The 14681-nt window shown below is 45.6% G+C and carries 15 protein-coding genes and 1 pseudogene; 9 read left to right on the forward strand and 7 right to left on the reverse strand.

All coding sequences use genetic code 11. From position 1 onward, the window contains the following. Positions 1-82: 82 nt before the first annotated feature. Both L4D06_RS15755 and L4D06_RS15760 read right to left on the reverse strand, forming a co-directional pair. Positions 83-292: pseudogene (locus tag L4D06_RS15755) on the reverse strand (VF530 family protein); the annotation flags it as partial. A gap of 121 nt (positions 293-413) precedes the next feature. After that, positions 414-740: a hypothetical protein gene (locus L4D06_RS15760; RefSeq protein ID WP_274165322.1), complete on the reverse strand. Its 327-nt coding sequence runs from the start codon at positions 738-740 to the stop codon at positions 414-416. Between the two features lie 794 nt (positions 741-1534). On the opposite strand from L4D06_RS15760, the gene L4D06_RS15765 reads away from it, so the two are divergent. The 8 genes from L4D06_RS15765 to L4D06_RS15800 all read left to right on the forward strand — a co-directional run bounded on the left by L4D06_RS15765 (position 1535) and on the right by L4D06_RS15800 (position 7877). Beyond that, positions 1535-2305: a DUF3450 domain-containing protein gene (locus L4D06_RS15765; RefSeq protein WP_429740360.1), complete on the forward strand. Its 771-nt coding sequence runs from the start codon at positions 1535-1537 to the stop codon at positions 2303-2305. Further along, positions 2302-3648 (forward strand): MotA/TolQ/ExbB proton channel family protein, encoded by a 1347-nt coding sequence (locus tag L4D06_RS15770; RefSeq protein WP_429740361.1) that lies wholly within the window; start codon positions 2302-2304, stop codon positions 3646-3648. The genes L4D06_RS15765 and L4D06_RS15770 overlap by 4 nt, the downstream gene beginning before the upstream one ends. Beyond that, positions 3645-4193: a MotA/TolQ/ExbB proton channel family protein gene (locus tag L4D06_RS15775; RefSeq protein ID WP_274165319.1), complete on the forward strand. Its 549-nt coding sequence runs from the start codon at positions 3645-3647 to the stop codon at positions 4191-4193. Before L4D06_RS15770 ends, L4D06_RS15775 begins: the two co-directional genes overlap by 4 nt. Further along, entirely contained in the window at positions 4193-4597 is a 405-nt protein-coding gene (locus L4D06_RS15780; RefSeq protein WP_429740362.1) for an ExbD/TolR family protein, read from the forward strand. The genes L4D06_RS15775 and L4D06_RS15780 overlap by 1 nt, the downstream gene beginning before the upstream one ends. Beyond that, positions 4597-5265 carry an energy transducer TonB gene (locus L4D06_RS15785; RefSeq protein WP_429740363.1) on the forward strand — a complete coding sequence of 223 codons (669 nt, stop codon included), beginning with the start codon at positions 4597-4599 and terminating at the stop codon, positions 5263-5265. The genes L4D06_RS15780 and L4D06_RS15785 overlap by 1 nt, the downstream gene beginning before the upstream one ends. A 62-nt stretch (positions 5266-5327) precedes the next feature. Continuing rightward, complete coding sequence (locus L4D06_RS15790) at positions 5328-6497, forward strand: tetratricopeptide repeat protein (protein WP_429740364.1); 1170 nt, start codon at positions 5328-5330, stop codon at positions 6495-6497. Positions 6498-6725: 228 nt separating this feature from the next. Further along, positions 6726-7280, forward strand: a complete 555-nt coding sequence (locus tag L4D06_RS15795; protein WP_429740365.1) for a hypothetical protein — start codon at positions 6726-6728, stop codon at positions 7278-7280. Positions 7281-7478: 198 nt separating this feature from the next. Then, entirely contained in the window at positions 7479-7877 is a 399-nt protein-coding gene (locus tag L4D06_RS15800; protein WP_274165314.1) for a GFA family protein, read from the forward strand. Between the two features lie 84 nt (positions 7878-7961). Here the strand turns inward: L4D06_RS15800 and L4D06_RS15805 are convergent, their stop codons facing one another. The 5 genes from L4D06_RS15805 to L4D06_RS15825 form a co-directional block, all read right to left on the reverse strand. Further along, a complete protein-coding gene (locus L4D06_RS15805; protein WP_429740366.1) occupies positions 7962-8204 on the reverse strand; it encodes a hypothetical protein in 243 nt (80 codons plus the stop codon). Between the two features lie 178 nt (positions 8205-8382). Then, positions 8383-9216 (reverse strand): AAC(3) family N-acetyltransferase, encoded by an 834-nt coding sequence (locus L4D06_RS15810; RefSeq protein ID WP_429740367.1) that lies wholly within the window; start codon positions 9214-9216, stop codon positions 8383-8385. After that, positions 9216-11012: a family 20 glycosylhydrolase gene (locus tag L4D06_RS15815; protein WP_429740368.1), complete on the reverse strand. Its 1797-nt coding sequence runs from the start codon at positions 11010-11012 to the stop codon at positions 9216-9218. The genes L4D06_RS15810 and L4D06_RS15815 overlap by 1 nt, the downstream gene beginning before the upstream one ends. Before the next feature lie 22 nt (positions 11013-11034). Continuing rightward, positions 11035-12150: an ROK family transcriptional regulator gene (locus L4D06_RS15820; protein WP_429740369.1), complete on the reverse strand. Its 1116-nt coding sequence runs from the start codon at positions 12148-12150 to the stop codon at positions 11035-11037. A gap of 285 nt (positions 12151-12435) precedes the next feature. Then, positions 12436-13185, reverse strand: a complete 750-nt coding sequence (locus L4D06_RS15825; RefSeq protein WP_274165309.1) for a calcium-binding protein — start codon at positions 13183-13185, stop codon at positions 12436-12438. Positions 13186-13460: 275 nt separating this feature from the next. On the opposite strand from L4D06_RS15825, the gene L4D06_RS15830 reads away from it, so the two are divergent. Further along, entirely contained in the window at positions 13461-14630 is a 1170-nt protein-coding gene (locus L4D06_RS15830; RefSeq protein WP_429740370.1) for an MFS transporter, read from the forward strand. Positions 14631-14681 lie beyond the last annotated feature (51 nt).

Consider the following 14681-nt stretch of genomic DNA (forward strand, 5'->3'; position numbering starts at 1 on the left):
ATCAAATAGCTTGATAGTTCGACTATTTCTCTAGCTTATTCAAAGCAGCTGCCCACGGATCTGCGCTATCTGTTTGGCCGCAGAATGTGTCTATATAGAGCTGTTCTGTTTTTTCTCTTGCCCAAGGTGTTTTACGCAAGAATTTGAGGCTTGATTTAACCGAAGGATCGCTGCGAAAACAGTTGATAGCAATCTGTTGACCTAGTGATTGCCAACCGTAATGTTCAACTAACTTGTTGACGATTTGCTCAAGTTTAAGGCCATGTAGAGGGTTATTGGGTTGGTCGTTCATGCTAATGCCGCGGGTATGAGTGAATTCGGGAGCGACTTTGCCACAATGTACGTTTTGCTTCAATCAGTCATGCAAAAAGAAAGGGAGCCTAAGCTCCCTTTCTTTTTGCAATCTAGCCAACTTAGCGGCGCATTGACAGGCTTTGTTCGGTAAATTGGCTCATATGAAGACGTGTTTTAATGTCTTCACAGGCACGTTGAACACTAAAAGTTTGCTCTGCAGAAAGGTGCATGGACAACGTGCTCTTGAATCGAAAATCTTCACAAATGGTCGCCAAACCAATCAAATCAGTTACTTTAGCGTCTTCTGGATCTTTCAGTAGTTTCTCATGTTGCTTCTGAATTTGTATGACATAAATTTGATTGGAGTAAGTGATCGATGTCAGTGTCATCGCTATCATTGCGAAAAACAAAATCAGTGCCACGGTAATCAGAGGCTTATTGTTCATATAATATATAGATACCATTAATGGAAGTGTAAATTCATATTTCTATGCTGAGGAGTCTACCCTTCTAGGCAATGATTACGCAACAGTTTCAAATGCTTAAACACGGATAATGTGGGAGGCACGTCTAATTTTCCCTACCTTACTCTCAAACTAAAACCATTGTGGTGCGACGGTTTTGTTTTTGGACAATCAGTTGAACTCAGTATTAGATCTTTCTGCCAGGATATGACAGTATAATGAGAATCAATATCATTTGAGCGGTGGCAATGTGCCGGAACTACTTCTCGTAGAAAGCAGACTTTCACTATGCGGTTGGGTGAAGACGACACTTAATCAACACGGCTGTAAAGTGACTCGTGTTCTTGATATCCAGCAGGCTGAGTGGGCGCTTAGGCAGTGTGATTTTGATATGGTTTTAATCGCGTCTGATACCATGTTGTCGTGTTTAGCTGATGTTCAACACGTAAGGAAACGCTCAACGCGGCCGCTGTTTGCGTTGTTGCCAAGTTTGACTGATATAGATCATGCGGCGCTTATTCAGGCTGGTGTCGATGAGTTAATCTGCGACAATACTTCGCGGGAGACTCTCTGGACTCAAACCGAAGCTTGGTTGAGCAAAATAGCTCATCGTTCTGAACGGCATCGATATTAACAAACGAGATGTTGTCATCGCATAGGTTGTAAAGCTGGCGATAACTCATCGTTTTAGAAAGTGCATTTGGGTAAATCGTCTCAATAACTAGTGAGATTTTTACACTGTAAATGCTGCAACGAACTTAGAGACACAAAATTTCATGAAATTCATCACGCAAGCGATAGTGATTCCCTTGATCAGCCTGTCGCTCCCTGTAGTCGCCAATACTCTTGATACTGCAGCGGCTATCGAGGCCACAACACTCCAATCGGCGGTTGCGTCGCAACAACGTATCGACGTCAGTGACGAACGCGCTCAAAAGATGAAAGCGGAAATCGCGTTGCTTCAGCAAGATGTTGAAAATCTCTCTGTCTATCGTACGCATTTACAAAATGTCGTCCGTGACCAAGGCCTTGAAGAGAAGAACCTGAACCGGCAATTGGAAGATATCAATCACACAAGACAAGGCATTGTGCCCTTGATGTATATGATGATTGATGGCTTGGAATCATGGGTAGAAACTGATTTGCCAATTAAGGCAGCACATCGCCAGAAACGTGTTGATACCTTGAAGAGCCTGATGTCGAAGTCCGATGTGAGTGATGCAGAAAAATTCCGTCGAATTTTAGAAGCGTATCAGATAGAGCTAGATTACGGTTCTAAGCTTGGTAGCTATCAGGAAACTGTTGTGTTGGATGGTGTTCCTCGTGATGTGGACATTTTGCACCTTGGGCGAATCTCCCTTATAGCAAGACGTTTGGACGGCGAAGCGTTTTGGTTCTTCAACAAAGACGAATCAAGGTGGCAACCCGTTATCTCTTCTGACCTCGAATCACTCGACCTTGCCTATCAAGTCGCCGATAAAAAAATAGCGCCCACTCTGTTGACCTTGCCTCTGTCAGTGTCTTCGTTGCAGGAGGAGCAGAAATGAATATGAAACGAATATTTCCTGCGTTGTTTATTTTAATGTCGCTTGTGGTAGCGCCTGTCTATGCAGATTTGGTGAGTGATACCCAAGCAGCCCATGTGGCTGATAAGTCGCATAACAGTGAGCGAGAGTCTGCGTTTGAAGAGCAAGAGACGGCGCTGCAACGTCAGTTGGATGCATTGAAACAGCAACAGCGTACGTTAGAGAGTGACATTGAACGACTAAGCGATGACTTTGCCGATAATGAAAAAACATTGGCTGACCTGGAACAAACCTTGGTGCTTGAAACAGGCAGTTTGGGTGAAGTGTTTGGTGTTGTACGACAGGTCGCAAAAGAAACGCTACAAGCGAGAGATGGTTTACCTGTGACTGCCTTACAACCTTCGTTTGAGCAGGAACTGACGGCGATCGCAGATGCTAATACTTTACCTTCTTTGTCTGATCTCACGGCTATGTATGAAGGCATTGTGGAAGATTTGTCAGCCAGCAGCCAAATTGGCCCACTATTGCTTAATGTGCGTGATGCCAATGGCGTGATGAGTGAAAAAGAGATTCAGCATGTCGGTAATATAGCCCTCGTCGGGAAAGACGGATATCTCGAGTGGGATGGCAAACGTCAGCAAGCGAATTTGTCGCCATTTCAGCCTGAAGGCGGACTAACCGCGGCAGCGCTAGAACGAGATGTAACTGGTGATTTGGTGGTGATAGATCCCACCGGTAATGCAGTACTCAATCAACTTGCAACGACGCCAACCTTGAGTCAACGCTTCGAACAAGCTGGGCTTGTCGGAAAAGTCATCGCGGCACTACTCGTTATTGGTGTTGGCATCGCGTGTGTACGAGGTTTCGTCTTGTACCGCACAGGGCTAAGGATCCGCCGACAAATTACTACGCCTGAAACGCCAGGGGACAATCCATTGGGGCGTGTTTTGAACGTGTATCGTTTGGAACCTAATCGAAGTTTAGATGCGCTTGAGCTAAGACTCATGGAAGCGATTATGGATGAACAGCAGGGCTTTGAAAAAGGCCTGTCTATGTTAAAACTCTTGGCGGCATTAGCGCCGATGCTAGGCCTTTTAGGCACAGTAACGGGCATGATTGAAACGTTCCAGATAATCACGCAATTTGGTAATAGCGACCCAAGTGTGATGGCTGGAGGCATATCAATGGCATTGGTCACAACCGTCATGGGATTGGTTGCGGCAATTCCTCTACTCCTTGCTCATAACTTACTCACCACACAAGCAGAAATGCTGCGAGGAACACTGGAAAAAGTGGGCGTGAGCTTGGTTGCTCAGCAATCTGAGCTTCCCATTAAACCGACCGTTGTGGGCTTAAGTGCATGACCGACATCAGCCTTTATCAAGCAGGTTTAGCGACACAATGGTGGCTGTCGCTAGACAACTTTATGACTCAAGGTGGCCCTGTGCTTTGGGGGCTAGCACTGGTTGCTGGCCTATGTTGGTTACTTGTGATTGAGCGTGTTTTGTTTTTGGGTTTTACATTTCCAAGTGCTTATCAATCTTTCGTCTCGCGGTGGCAGGCGAGGGCTTGTCCTTCATCTTGGGCATCAAGTGTGATTCGTGATGGTTGGTTGTTTGAAGCGCATAATCAACTTTTCAGACACCTCAACTTGATTAAAGGTCTCGTGGCGATTTGTCCTATGCTGGGGCTGCTCGGTACCGTGACAGGCATGATCACGGTTTTTGATGTGATTGGTGCTGAAGGTGCGGGTGAAGCGAGAACCATGGCAGAAGGTATTTCAATGGCGACGTTGCCAACTTTGGCTGGCATGGTTATCGCGCTAGCGGGCCTGTTCGCACACGCACGTCTGTTCAAAGCTTGCGAGCGACGAGAAGCCGCATTAGCGAAAGCGTTGAGGGTAAAGTAATGAGATTTCAAAGACATCAAAAGCCGAGAGATGATGCTCAGGTAGATCTTACCTCCATGCTCGATATCGTCTTCATTATGCTCATCTTCTTCATTGTGACGAGCTCTTTTGTGAATGAATCGGGTGTTGAAGTTAATCGTCCGTCTGCTAATAACGCTTCATCGCAAAAAGGGACCAGTATTCTTGTTGCGATCACGGCTTCTAATGAAATTTACATCAATAAGCAGCGTGTCGATGAAGAGCGTTTAGCGGCGACCTTGGCACGTTTAAGTGTAGAACAGGCAGATGCAGCATTGGTCATTCAAGCGGATACGTTAGCGTACAATGGTACCGTCGTGACCGTTATTGATGCGGCGAAAGGCGCGGGCATAGAGAAGATCGCACTGGCGGCGGAGCAAGGTTGATGCTGCGTTGGACTATCGCGCTGGGTTTCTCAATAATTTGTGTCATTGGCTTGTTTGGTTTGATGGCCGAAATGGTGACACCTTCAGAAACAAAGGAGAAGCGAGTGGGTGACTCATTAGCGTTTGATATTGTGATGGTGGAATCTGAGTCTGATCTTGCGCGTAAGAAACGAGTGTTGCCACCTGAGCCACCAGTGCCGCCTGCTACACCACAGGCCCCTGTATCTAACCCCCAGACGCTTAATACGCCCAATCTGTCTAATGCCAACTTGGATCAAGTGTTGCCTGATGTGTCGATGGATTTGAGTGTGTCAGGTATCCAAACATCAATGCCGGCTGTTTCTCAATCGGTTGATGTGAGCAGCCAGTTAGCGTCCATAGATACTGGGGTTGCACAAATGGCGACGCCGATTGTCCGGGTGAATGCGACTTATCCGCCCAAAGCTCTTAAGCGAGGAATTGAAGGCTATGTCGTGATCTCATTCACCATAGATAAAAATGGACGGCCCACTGATTTGAACGTCATTGAAGCAAAACCCAAACGCATGTTTGAGCGCGAGGCAATACGTGCCCTTAAAAAGTGGAAATACACGCCAAAAAAAGTCAATGGCGAAGCGATTGAACAAAAAGGACAGACCGTTAAATTGGAGTTTATGTTAGCCAAATGATGACTTGTTTTCGCACTCGTATATTTTGCTTAGCGGCTACGCTATTCATCGCGGCAAGTTTAATGTCGCCGCCTGCGTATTCATCGCAGCTTTCCAATCACACCGCTGTTAAGGTGCAGCGTGCGATTGCGCTGCAGCAGCAAGAAAAATGGCAAGACGCCGCTGAAGTGTTGGAAAATCTGCCTTCGCTAGCAGGGTTTGACCTGGCGTTTGTTCAGCGCATGTTGGGTGGGTTGTACTGGCAATTGAATGAGCCAAGCAAAGCCATTGACGTATTGGAACTCGCTGTAGATAGTCATCAATTAGAAGCGAATGACCAGCGCTCTGCAGAGCGTATGCTTGCGGATATCCTGTTGTCCCAATCACGCTATAAAGAAGCGTTGTCTCGTTACTATCCATTGGTTAAACAGGCCTCCACCACGTCGGAAGCCAAAGAACTAACTCAGAAAGAGCGAGCAGATATTTGGTTTCGTATTGCACAGGCTCATTATCAAGTTCAGCAAATGAAATCGTCTCTTTCTGCCATAGATAAGCATCTTGCATTGACTGCACCCAACGTTCCTTCTTTATCGCTGAAACTGATTGCTCAAATTCAGTTATCTCGCTGGAAGAGCACTATTCCCACTCTCAAACAACTCATTGCAATCGATCCTAACAACAAAACGTGGTGGCTTCAGCTTGCTGGCAGTTACCAGCGGTTAAAGCAACCAAAGGAAATGCTTAGTACTCTCGTATTAGCGGAGCGACAAGGTATTGTGTTGTCATCATCAGAAAAACAAATGATGGCGCAGCTGTACCAACAGCAAGGTGCGCCAGAAAAGGCAGCAGCCTTGATGCATCAATTAAACAAAGAAAATGCTTCAGTGACATCGCTTGTGATGGAAGCGGGTTACTGGCAACAATCGAAAGAATGGGATAAGGCGATCACGACTTGGTTGCTTGCAGCGAAACAAGATAACCAATACCGTCTCTCTGTTGCTCAGTTGCAACTTCAACGAGGTTACTATCGTGATGCATTGGCGAGTCTGGCTTTAGTCTCTTCAAAGGAGCACTCGGCTCAAGTCGCACTTTCTCAAGCCATGGCCTACGACAAACTTGGTGATATCGACAGTGCTTTCGTGCAGGCCAGTCGTGCTAATGATATTGAGCCAACCAGTCAAAGTCAGAGTTGGATTGAATACCTGAATCACAAACGAAAAACCTTCAATCAAGCGCCTCTTAGCCCAAACTAGGGTGTCCATGAGGGAACGGCGCTGGTTCACGAAGCTCACTTGGGAATATATCTTTATTAGAGGTTGATAATCGCATCATTATCGCCTTATTATCAGCCTGACCTTGTTTTACGCCGCAAAGTTGCGGTTGCGCTGGTTAAATATTCGGCAGCATAATGTTAATCATTGCCGAAAAAGAAAATCGAAAACCTGAGCCTTTCATGCTCCTCTTTTAGAGAATATCCCTGAATGACGTTAGACCTCATCACAGAAATCCTTGGATGGACATCCGTTGCTTTCTACATTGGTATTACCATTTTTAACACCATGAAATTTACACGTTTTGCCGCGTTTGGTTCGGCGACGAACGATACGCTTTGGGCGTTTCTAATGGGATGGTGGCCGAAAGTCATTCTGAACCTGTCAGTGGCTTCACTGAACACGTATCGCTATGCAAAAGACTTCACCAATGCCTCCAAAAATGTGATTGCGGGTCTAGGTGCAGTGATGGCTGCGGGCATCATTTATATTGCATATGTGGCTGTTACAGCTTTTATTGCTGAGCCTACACTGCCTGTTGCATTACAGTTTGTCGATTTGGGCATCATTTTATTGGCACTGTATATGACCACCTTGACCAACTATCGCAAACTGATGCTGATTTCAGGTTTTGTAGGCATGGCGGCGTACTACGGTAATACCCAAATGATGATTATCAAAGCCATGGTTATTGGCATCATGACCTTTAAGCTTTTGTTTGATAAATCACAGAAGACAGAGACTGAGACTGCCGACGCGGTATAGCGTCTTCTCGTTTCATAAAAATGGCACCTCACAGAGGTGCCATTTTTTATCCAATTGTTGCATATGGTTTTTATTGTGGTTACGTTGTGTTCAATGTGATGTTTGTAACGTTAGTGTGTCACCTGCCAGTTGTATTCAGTCGTTGTGAAGGTTTTTGGAAGGTAGCAACAATATTCCAATAGCAATGAGGAGAGATAAATGAAAGGAAGCTGTCTTTGTGGCGAGGTTCAATACGAAGTAGATACATTGAGTTCACCCATCATGCATTGTTCTTGCAAGACTTGCCGCAAGGCGCATTCAGCGGCATTCAATACCTGTGCAGCAGTGAAACCCGAAGATTTTCGCTGGTTAAAAGGCGAAGACAAACTGTCTCAATTTGAGTCTTCTCCAGGTAAGTTAAGAAAATTCTGTTCAGTGTGCGGCAGTCAGCTGATCTCAACCAAAGAAGGAATGCCCGTTCATGTGCTTCGTGTGGCGTCTTTAGATGACGATCCGCAACAAACCCCTGCATTTCGTATTTGGAAATCTGATGAAGTGAGCTGGTTGGGATATGAACACGACATGCCGCAATACGAAGAATGGCACCCAAACCGATAAGAACGATTTGATATATCGGGACGGAATAAAAAAGCACCGGAAGGTGCTTTTTGCAATGGGTTGCCTGAGTGTTGTGAAGAATTTCTAGTTTACAAATCCGTCATCAATACAGACTCGAACACACTTCTCGGCAGCAATTGCGGCTTCTTCTTTGCTTTTAAAAATAGACAGTGACTTGTCTGAGTTCATAAGTTCGTACGCTTTTTGATTTGCGCTATTTTTGCTTGTTTCAGTCGGAGTGAAGGAAAAAGAGGCAGAGTAACCACCTAACTCTTCTTGCTTATTTACCTTCACAAGATAATCGATATTGAGATGACTTCCTTTCATGGCACTGTCCTTTTATTGTTGCAAGTGTGTTAAAAAATAGACAATGAATTCTCGTTCGTCAAAAAATAACCGAATTAATGACTGTATAGGCATTATTTCGATGAAGCGCTTAAAAAATCAATGTGTGACGGCGTAACCTTTTAAAGGCCGGAAGAGAGTTAACTACGGTTCGTTGTGGCTATTGAAAAAGGTCAGGTTGTTTCCCCTGAACTGTGCTGATCAGCCCACCCGCAGCCATATCTTGGCATCTTGGGCACTCAGGCGCGCACTGTGTGATTGTTGGGTTAACCGAGATTGCACGTGCACTTTCTTGTATTAACGCTGCGAGTGGATAGCTTGTCCATTGACCCAGCCCTACATCAATGCTGGTGGCGATGGGTTGCAATGTTTTTTCAAGCTGATGAAACCCTTCTGAACAGCTACCTACACAGACTTCGACATCACCGCGTGCTTGAGTTCGAGCCCATCGACGAAATAGCTGTCGCCCGGATATTTGCTCGGCGAAGTGGATAGGAGTAATGCTGTTTAATGTGACACCCACTGACAGCACGATCGCGTCTGTGGCATTAGTGCAATATTGGTAATGACCATATACATCGATGTCACTCTGGTGTGATAACACAGCTTCTGCTTTTGGCCCAACCCCTGCGAAACTGCCAATTGGGTGATCTGTTCGGAAGCGTTCCTCATGGCTGACGACGGTGGCGGCAAATTTTCCCATCGAGACTTCAATGCGATTGTCATTGCGGTCAAAAGGGCGAATATTGTCGAATTGCCACTCCCCACGGTGTCCATTCTGCTGGTAGTTATCGTCTTGAGGTGGGTAACACAACGTATCATAGTTAAACGAAGGGACGATAACCGTACATCCTTGTGCGAGTAGCATGTTCAATAGTGTACTTGCTCCTCCTTCAAGTTGGCCTAAGGAGCGCATGGAGGCGTGGACAAAAATTACTTTATTGGCGAGCGAAAGCGCATCAAACGCGGATTTTACTTGGTCTTTAGTATTCATTAATGAACAGCCTCTGTTGAATGTTGGGTCGTTGGCGACTCATCCAGTAGTGAGAGTAAATAAGAGAGTCGTCCGCTGCTTTGATTCACCCCACCGGGCCGATAATATTCAGTCCAGAGTTGACGATACGTGTCCAAGAGAGTTTGTATTTTTGGGCGTAGTGCGCTTTTTCTTTCCGCCGAAAAGTCTTCAATTTGACGGTGGTTCTCGTCGGCATATCCTTGAACGATCTGGCAGGCAATCTCAAGAGCATCGATGGTCCAAAGTAGATCTGGAGTCAATTCGCTGGCTCTAAGCGGCTCGAGCTTCTGTCGCCATTGGGTCAATTCATTCATTGCAAGATCAAGGGTGTGAGATTTAATGCCAGTCGCGCGTTTTATGTGTCTGCGTGAATGTTGGTCGAAAAGGACAGGACCAAAAAAAGCACAGTTTGGGGTTTGCACGCCCGTGACGAGATAGATATCTTGCAACGCAATAAGTGCGTCTACTTCAACCTGTTTAGCATCGGGGTAAAACCACTTAACAGCTTGACTGACATTGCTGTCTAATTGCTGCTCCTCTCCCCAAGCCATTGCTGCGCCAAACGCGTAGGCTGGAATGGGCATGGCAAACTGTTGTCCGTGTCCCATATCTCCCCATTCAGTCACCATATACCCTTCGGCACCAAAACGCTTCGCGGACTTTGCAGCTTTGCGCATATGTGAAACGGCGGCATGCCAGCGTCCTGACACCGAGGCGAAGCAATCCGTTGAGACGACGACATGGAATGGATAGCCAAAAAGTGCGAGTTGTTTGTGCTCTGCATCGAAAGGGTGATCGGGTTCGTATCCCCAATTTAGCAAAGTAAGGTCGTTGGGGAGTTGGTCAATCAGATTAGGGTAGCGAAATAGCATGTCACTAAATATCTGGCTTTGTTTACCCTTCGATTTCGCTAATGAGATGATCTTGTTGAGGTAGGTTAAATAGACTTTTCCCTTACCAAATATTTCGCATGCCGATTTGCTTGCGTTTTCACCAAGATCCATGGTTTCGTCAAAGTTGATATTTATTGTATTACTCGAGAAATTTGGCAGCAATTCGCTAAGTAGCTCGTCGATAAAAATTTCGGTTTGTGGGCTGATAGGATTTAACCCAAACGCTCCTTCCCGAAAATCCCCGCGTTGATCAGTAAAGCCTGACGTTTGCTCTGCGAGATGATGGTATTCAGGATGGTTGAGCCACTTTTCCATGTGACCAAAACACGCTTGGTTGGCCACCAGTTCGATACCTAATGATTGGCAGTACGCATCGATCTCACGGATTTCTTCACTTGTGATTGGGGAATAGTCAGCCCAAACACGAGCATGTTTCTGATAGGCAAAAGTGTGTTCTGTGTAGAGCTGTAACTGGTTAAATCTTAAATGGGAATAGTATTCGATTAGACGCTTGAGGGTCGCCATCGTTGGCACACGATCACGGCTAATGTCGACTAATACTGAGCGAGTGGGAAAATCAGGCCAGTCTTCAATGATGATATCGTCTCGAAGTATCGCCTTTTGTTCGATCAATTGATTTATGGTGAGATGGGCATATCGGATGCCATGAAGATCCGAGTAATCGACAAGCAAGCAGCCGTCGGCAATGCTGATACGATAGCCTTGCTTAGGCAGTGAATCGTCATGCTGATAATTCAATGTTGTTAGGTTGACCTTCGCACCAAAACTCACTGGGCAAGATGAAGCAAATGCGGAAATACTGACATTTTTCGTCGAATATCCTGCTAGGTAGCGTTTAGGTAAAGGGAAGATCATTGCCATCAGTCGTCCTTGTGAGTCGCTCTTAAATTGAAAGATTTCCGTTCTCGGGTAAGCGAAGGCTCTCCGCAAGTTTAAGCTCAGCCGTGAGCAATTTTTGCCATGCCATTGAGGCGGCGCCCATTGCGGCGGCTTGTGGGCCAAGAAGTGAAAATTCGATATTAGGTTTTGCAATCAGCAAGCCAGATAGCCCATCGCTGTGGTTTCTTAACGATGCGGCGAGTTCTGAGCCAAATGACATGCCATTTCCGCCAATCACGATTCGACGGATACTCATCAAACCGCAAAGATTCACGGCCAGTGCAGAGAATTCCTTAATGATGACGCTCGGTGTCGCTTCCGTACCGCGAATCAGCTCCTGACTGTTGAATTGGCCCGCCATGAACTGTTCACCATAAAAGAGTTGGCGGTTGAGAATCATGCCTACGCCAATTCCAAGCTGGTGGTAGTGTTCCTTGGCATGGTGAGTTGAGAGCAATACATAGAGAAAATGATCATAGTGGAGGCTGCGCTGCTGCATCAGCTCTCCCCAAGCACCACAATTGGCATCGTTGTCGATAAAGACAGGGTAAGGAAAATGACGCTTAAACAGTGGGGCGAAATTAATAGACGAGCGAATATTGAGAGAATGAGACACCAGAAGTTGGCTTTTGTCAGGGTCGATAAGACCTGGCATGCCGATGCCAATAGCGAGAATGCGGGGGAATAAAGCTTGTATTGTGTTAACACAGGGAACCAGTGCTTCAATTAACGCAGTATCAATAGACACTTGTGTGTTGATCGGGAGCATATCGTGGTAGATAACTTGCCCGAGCAAGTTTACAACGGAAACTTTGAGTACATCAGAGTTAACATCAACACCAATGATTACCCCAAAGTCAGCATTAAAAACCAAAGACATTTTGGGGCGCCCCCCTTTACCAGACACGGCTTTTGGTTGTTCTAGGATCATGCCGATATCAAGTAAGTGGTTCACTGCTTTGGTGACAGTAGACTTGTCTAGCCCCAATTTTGTCGCCATATCAATGCGTGATACCCCAGGCGACTGCCAAAGAGAATTGAGGATGCTTGCGGTATTGCTGGTACGACTGAGTTTTATCGACAAAGCATTAGTTTCCAAAATCAACTTAACCAATGTCATGTTATTGATAGCGTGATAAAAAACAATCCAATGTCTTAAGTTCACGCTATGAATGTGGATTTATATTCAATAGATTGAAGTCAGTCGAAATTACTTTGAAAATAGTATTGGAAATATCAAGGTCTTTACGAGTGAAGGAGGTTGCTATTTGCAACTGTCATTTTTTGCGAGGTTGTTAAATTCGTTAATCAGTCATACCCAAGCAATCCGAAATCGGACATCTTCACATTGCTGGGTATCTTACTGGCCACCAACTGGCACTGAGGTTTATTAAAGTGAGCGGCATTAGAAAAGAATTGGGTCAATAGGGCCAAGGTCATCGGTATTGAACAGATCACTCATAGCGACTTCTTGACTGTCAATGCCATGTAAGATGATAGACACCTTATCCTGAAAATCGATGACCATATTTGCGCCTTTCTGTGTGACGATGAAAGACGTGTCCGCATTCGTTTGGTATTCATCACCATAGAAGTGAAATTTTAGGCTATCAATTCCGACATCGAAGTCTTTGATTCGCACGATGGTGTTGTTTGGATCTGCATCTTCTGAGGCTTGAAATTCGAAGAAATTGAATGAATCTTTCCCTTCGCCACCAATGCAGTAACTCACACCAGATTGGGCAGCCCCAAGATCTCTAAACGAGAAGAAATCATTTCCAGCACCGCCATTCATGGTGCAATTTTGCGAACTCTCAGAAGCTAAAACATCGTCTCCAACGCCACCATCCATCACATCGCGATAGTCGCCTCTTACTGTTCCATGATCAATTTTACTGAGTAGGTGGTCGTTTCCTGTGCCCCCTCGTAATGAATTACTGCCAGCATTAGCAAAAATAAAGTCGTTGCCAGCTCCGCCGACGAGTATGTCATCACCAAGACCTGAAAAAATAGTGTCGTCGCCATGAAAACCAATAATCTTAAGATCATCGTCGTCACGACTTAAATCGAAGTAGTCATCGTGAATTGAGCCATAAATAAAATCGAGATCTGATTCGCCGACAATTCTTACTGGGCTTTTTGAAACCACTGACATATCCAATACCATCCTTGAGTTTATACACTGATACGAGTTGCCTTGCTACCTATTACAGATTCACACAATTCGCTGATTTTTGGTGGCTTAATATCGAGACAGTGATGTTAGAAAGCCTTACAGGCTGATTTGGCTGTCATTCCTGTATGGAAAGGCTTGTTTCAGTGTAAAAAGAGACCAAAAGACAAGGCATCGAATATACCCGCTAAAGGTTGCTGTCATTAACGCTGTGCGGGATACTCGATCTTTTCGCATATACATACGGTGTTCACGGAATGAATAGAAACGTCTGGTTGTTGGCGCTATGCCAAGCTCTTCTGATGAGCGGCAATATTGTCCTGATTTCGGTTAATGGGCTTATCGGTCAACAACTGTCACCAAGTGACACTTGGGTTACTCTGCCTGTATCGACACAGTTTGTTGGCCTGATGCTTGCGACGATTCCGGCCTCTCTCATCATGGCCAAAATTGGGAGAAAGAATGGCTTTATGCTAGGTAACGTGATTGGAATATTGGGTGCGATGCTCTGCGTGTATGCGTTGAATCAAGCCGCGTTCTGGTTGTTTTGCTTTAGTACTTTGTTGTTAGGCATTGGCATTGGGTTCGGCACCTTATACCGCTTTGCTGCGATAGAAGTGAGTAACCCTGACAGTCGCGATAAGGCGATTTCTCTTTCTATGGTTGGTGGCGTATTGGCAGCGGTGTTGGGGCCGAATCTCGCTATTGCCAGTCAGCACTGGCTACCGGGAACGCATTTTAGTGGTGCGTTCGTTGGTATTACTGTGTTGTATGTGCTTTCTCTTGTTGTTCTTCAGTTCATTGGTTTGCCTCCAGTGACTCCCGTTGAAAAAGACAGCCAACCGCGTGCTGTGTCTCATATCATTCGTGCGCCGGGTTACTTGGTTGCGGTGTTTGCTGCCGTTGTGGCTTATGCCGTAATGAATCTACTCATGACGGTTACACCGATTGCAATGCATAAGCATGGCTTTCATTTTGAACAAGCTGCGTTAGTCATTGAATGGCATGTCTTGGGGATGTTTGTGCCTTCTTTCTTTACGGGTTCGCTCATCGGAAAGATCGGCAATCGAATGACGATCATTCTGGGAAGTTTGTTTTTCATCGCTTGTATTTTGGTGAACATGAACGGGGTGTCAGAATGGCATTTCCGTATTGCTTTAGTACTACTCGGTGTAGGCTGGAATTTCATGTTTATCGGTGCAACCAGCAAACTCACTCAGACGTATTTACCTCAAGATAAATCTCGTGCTCAGGCCATCAATGAATTTGCAGTGTTTGGCAGCGTGACAATTACGGCGCTATTAGCGGGTAACTTAGAAGTTACGTTAGGTTGGCAAACGCTTAATTTGGCGGTGCTACCTTTCGTCTGCGCCGTGCCTTTGATTTATTTGTTGTTCACACGCACACCGACGAAGGTGAAGGCGTAGTGATATTTAGCAACGTCACTGTGTAGTGTCATTGAAAGGGGGTAGGTGCCT

It is taken from the genome of Enterovibrio makurazakiensis, assembly GCF_050336585.1.
Classification (GTDB): domain Bacteria; phylum Pseudomonadota; class Gammaproteobacteria; order Enterobacterales; family Vibrionaceae; genus Enterovibrio; species Enterovibrio gelatinilyticus.

Bases quoted from the DNA above. Each gene is read 5' to 3' on its own strand.
- L4D06_RS15760 (WP_274165322.1), bottom strand. From the start codon at position 740: ATGAACAATAAGCCTCTGATTACCGTGGCACTGATTTTGTTTTTCGCA.
- L4D06_RS15765 (WP_429740360.1), top strand. From the start codon at position 1,535: ATGAAATTCATCACGCAAGCGATAGTGATTCCCTTGATCAGCCTGTCG.
- L4D06_RS15770 (WP_429740361.1), top strand. From the start codon at position 2,302: ATGAATATGAAACGAATATTTCCTGCGTTGTTTATTTTAATGTCGCTT.
- L4D06_RS15775 (WP_274165319.1), top strand. From the start codon at position 3,645: ATGACCGACATCAGCCTTTATCAAGCAGGTTTAGCGACACAATGGTGG.
- L4D06_RS15780 (WP_429740362.1), top strand. From the start codon at position 4,193: ATGAGATTTCAAAGACATCAAAAGCCGAGAGATGATGCTCAGGTAGAT.
- L4D06_RS15785 (WP_429740363.1), top strand. From the start codon at position 4,597: ATGCTGCGTTGGACTATCGCGCTGGGTTTCTCAATAATTTGTGTCATT.
- L4D06_RS15790 (WP_429740364.1), top strand. From the start codon at position 5,328: ATGTCGCCGCCTGCGTATTCATCGCAGCTTTCCAATCACACCGCTGTT.
- L4D06_RS15795 (WP_429740365.1), top strand. From the start codon at position 6,726: ATGACGTTAGACCTCATCACAGAAATCCTTGGATGGACATCCGTTGCT.
- L4D06_RS15800 (WP_274165314.1), top strand. From the start codon at position 7,479: ATGAAAGGAAGCTGTCTTTGTGGCGAGGTTCAATACGAAGTAGATACA.
- L4D06_RS15805 (WP_429740366.1), bottom strand. From the start codon at position 8,204: ATGAAAGGAAGTCATCTCAATATCGATTATCTTGTGAAGGTAAATAAG.
- L4D06_RS15810 (WP_429740367.1), bottom strand. From the start codon at position 9,216: ATGAATACTAAAGACCAAGTAAAATCCGCGTTTGATGCGCTTTCGCTC.
- L4D06_RS15815 (WP_429740368.1), bottom strand. From the start codon at position 11,012: ATGGCAATGATCTTCCCTTTACCTAAACGCTACCTAGCAGGATATTCG.
- L4D06_RS15820 (WP_429740369.1), bottom strand. From the start codon at position 12,150: ATGACATTGGTTAAGTTGATTTTGGAAACTAATGCTTTGTCGATAAAA.
- L4D06_RS15825 (WP_274165309.1), bottom strand. From the start codon at position 13,185: ATGTCAGTGGTTTCAAAAAGCCCAGTAAGAATTGTCGGCGAATCAGAT.
- L4D06_RS15830 (WP_429740370.1), top strand. From the start codon at position 13,461: ATGAATAGAAACGTCTGGTTGTTGGCGCTATGCCAAGCTCTTCTGATG.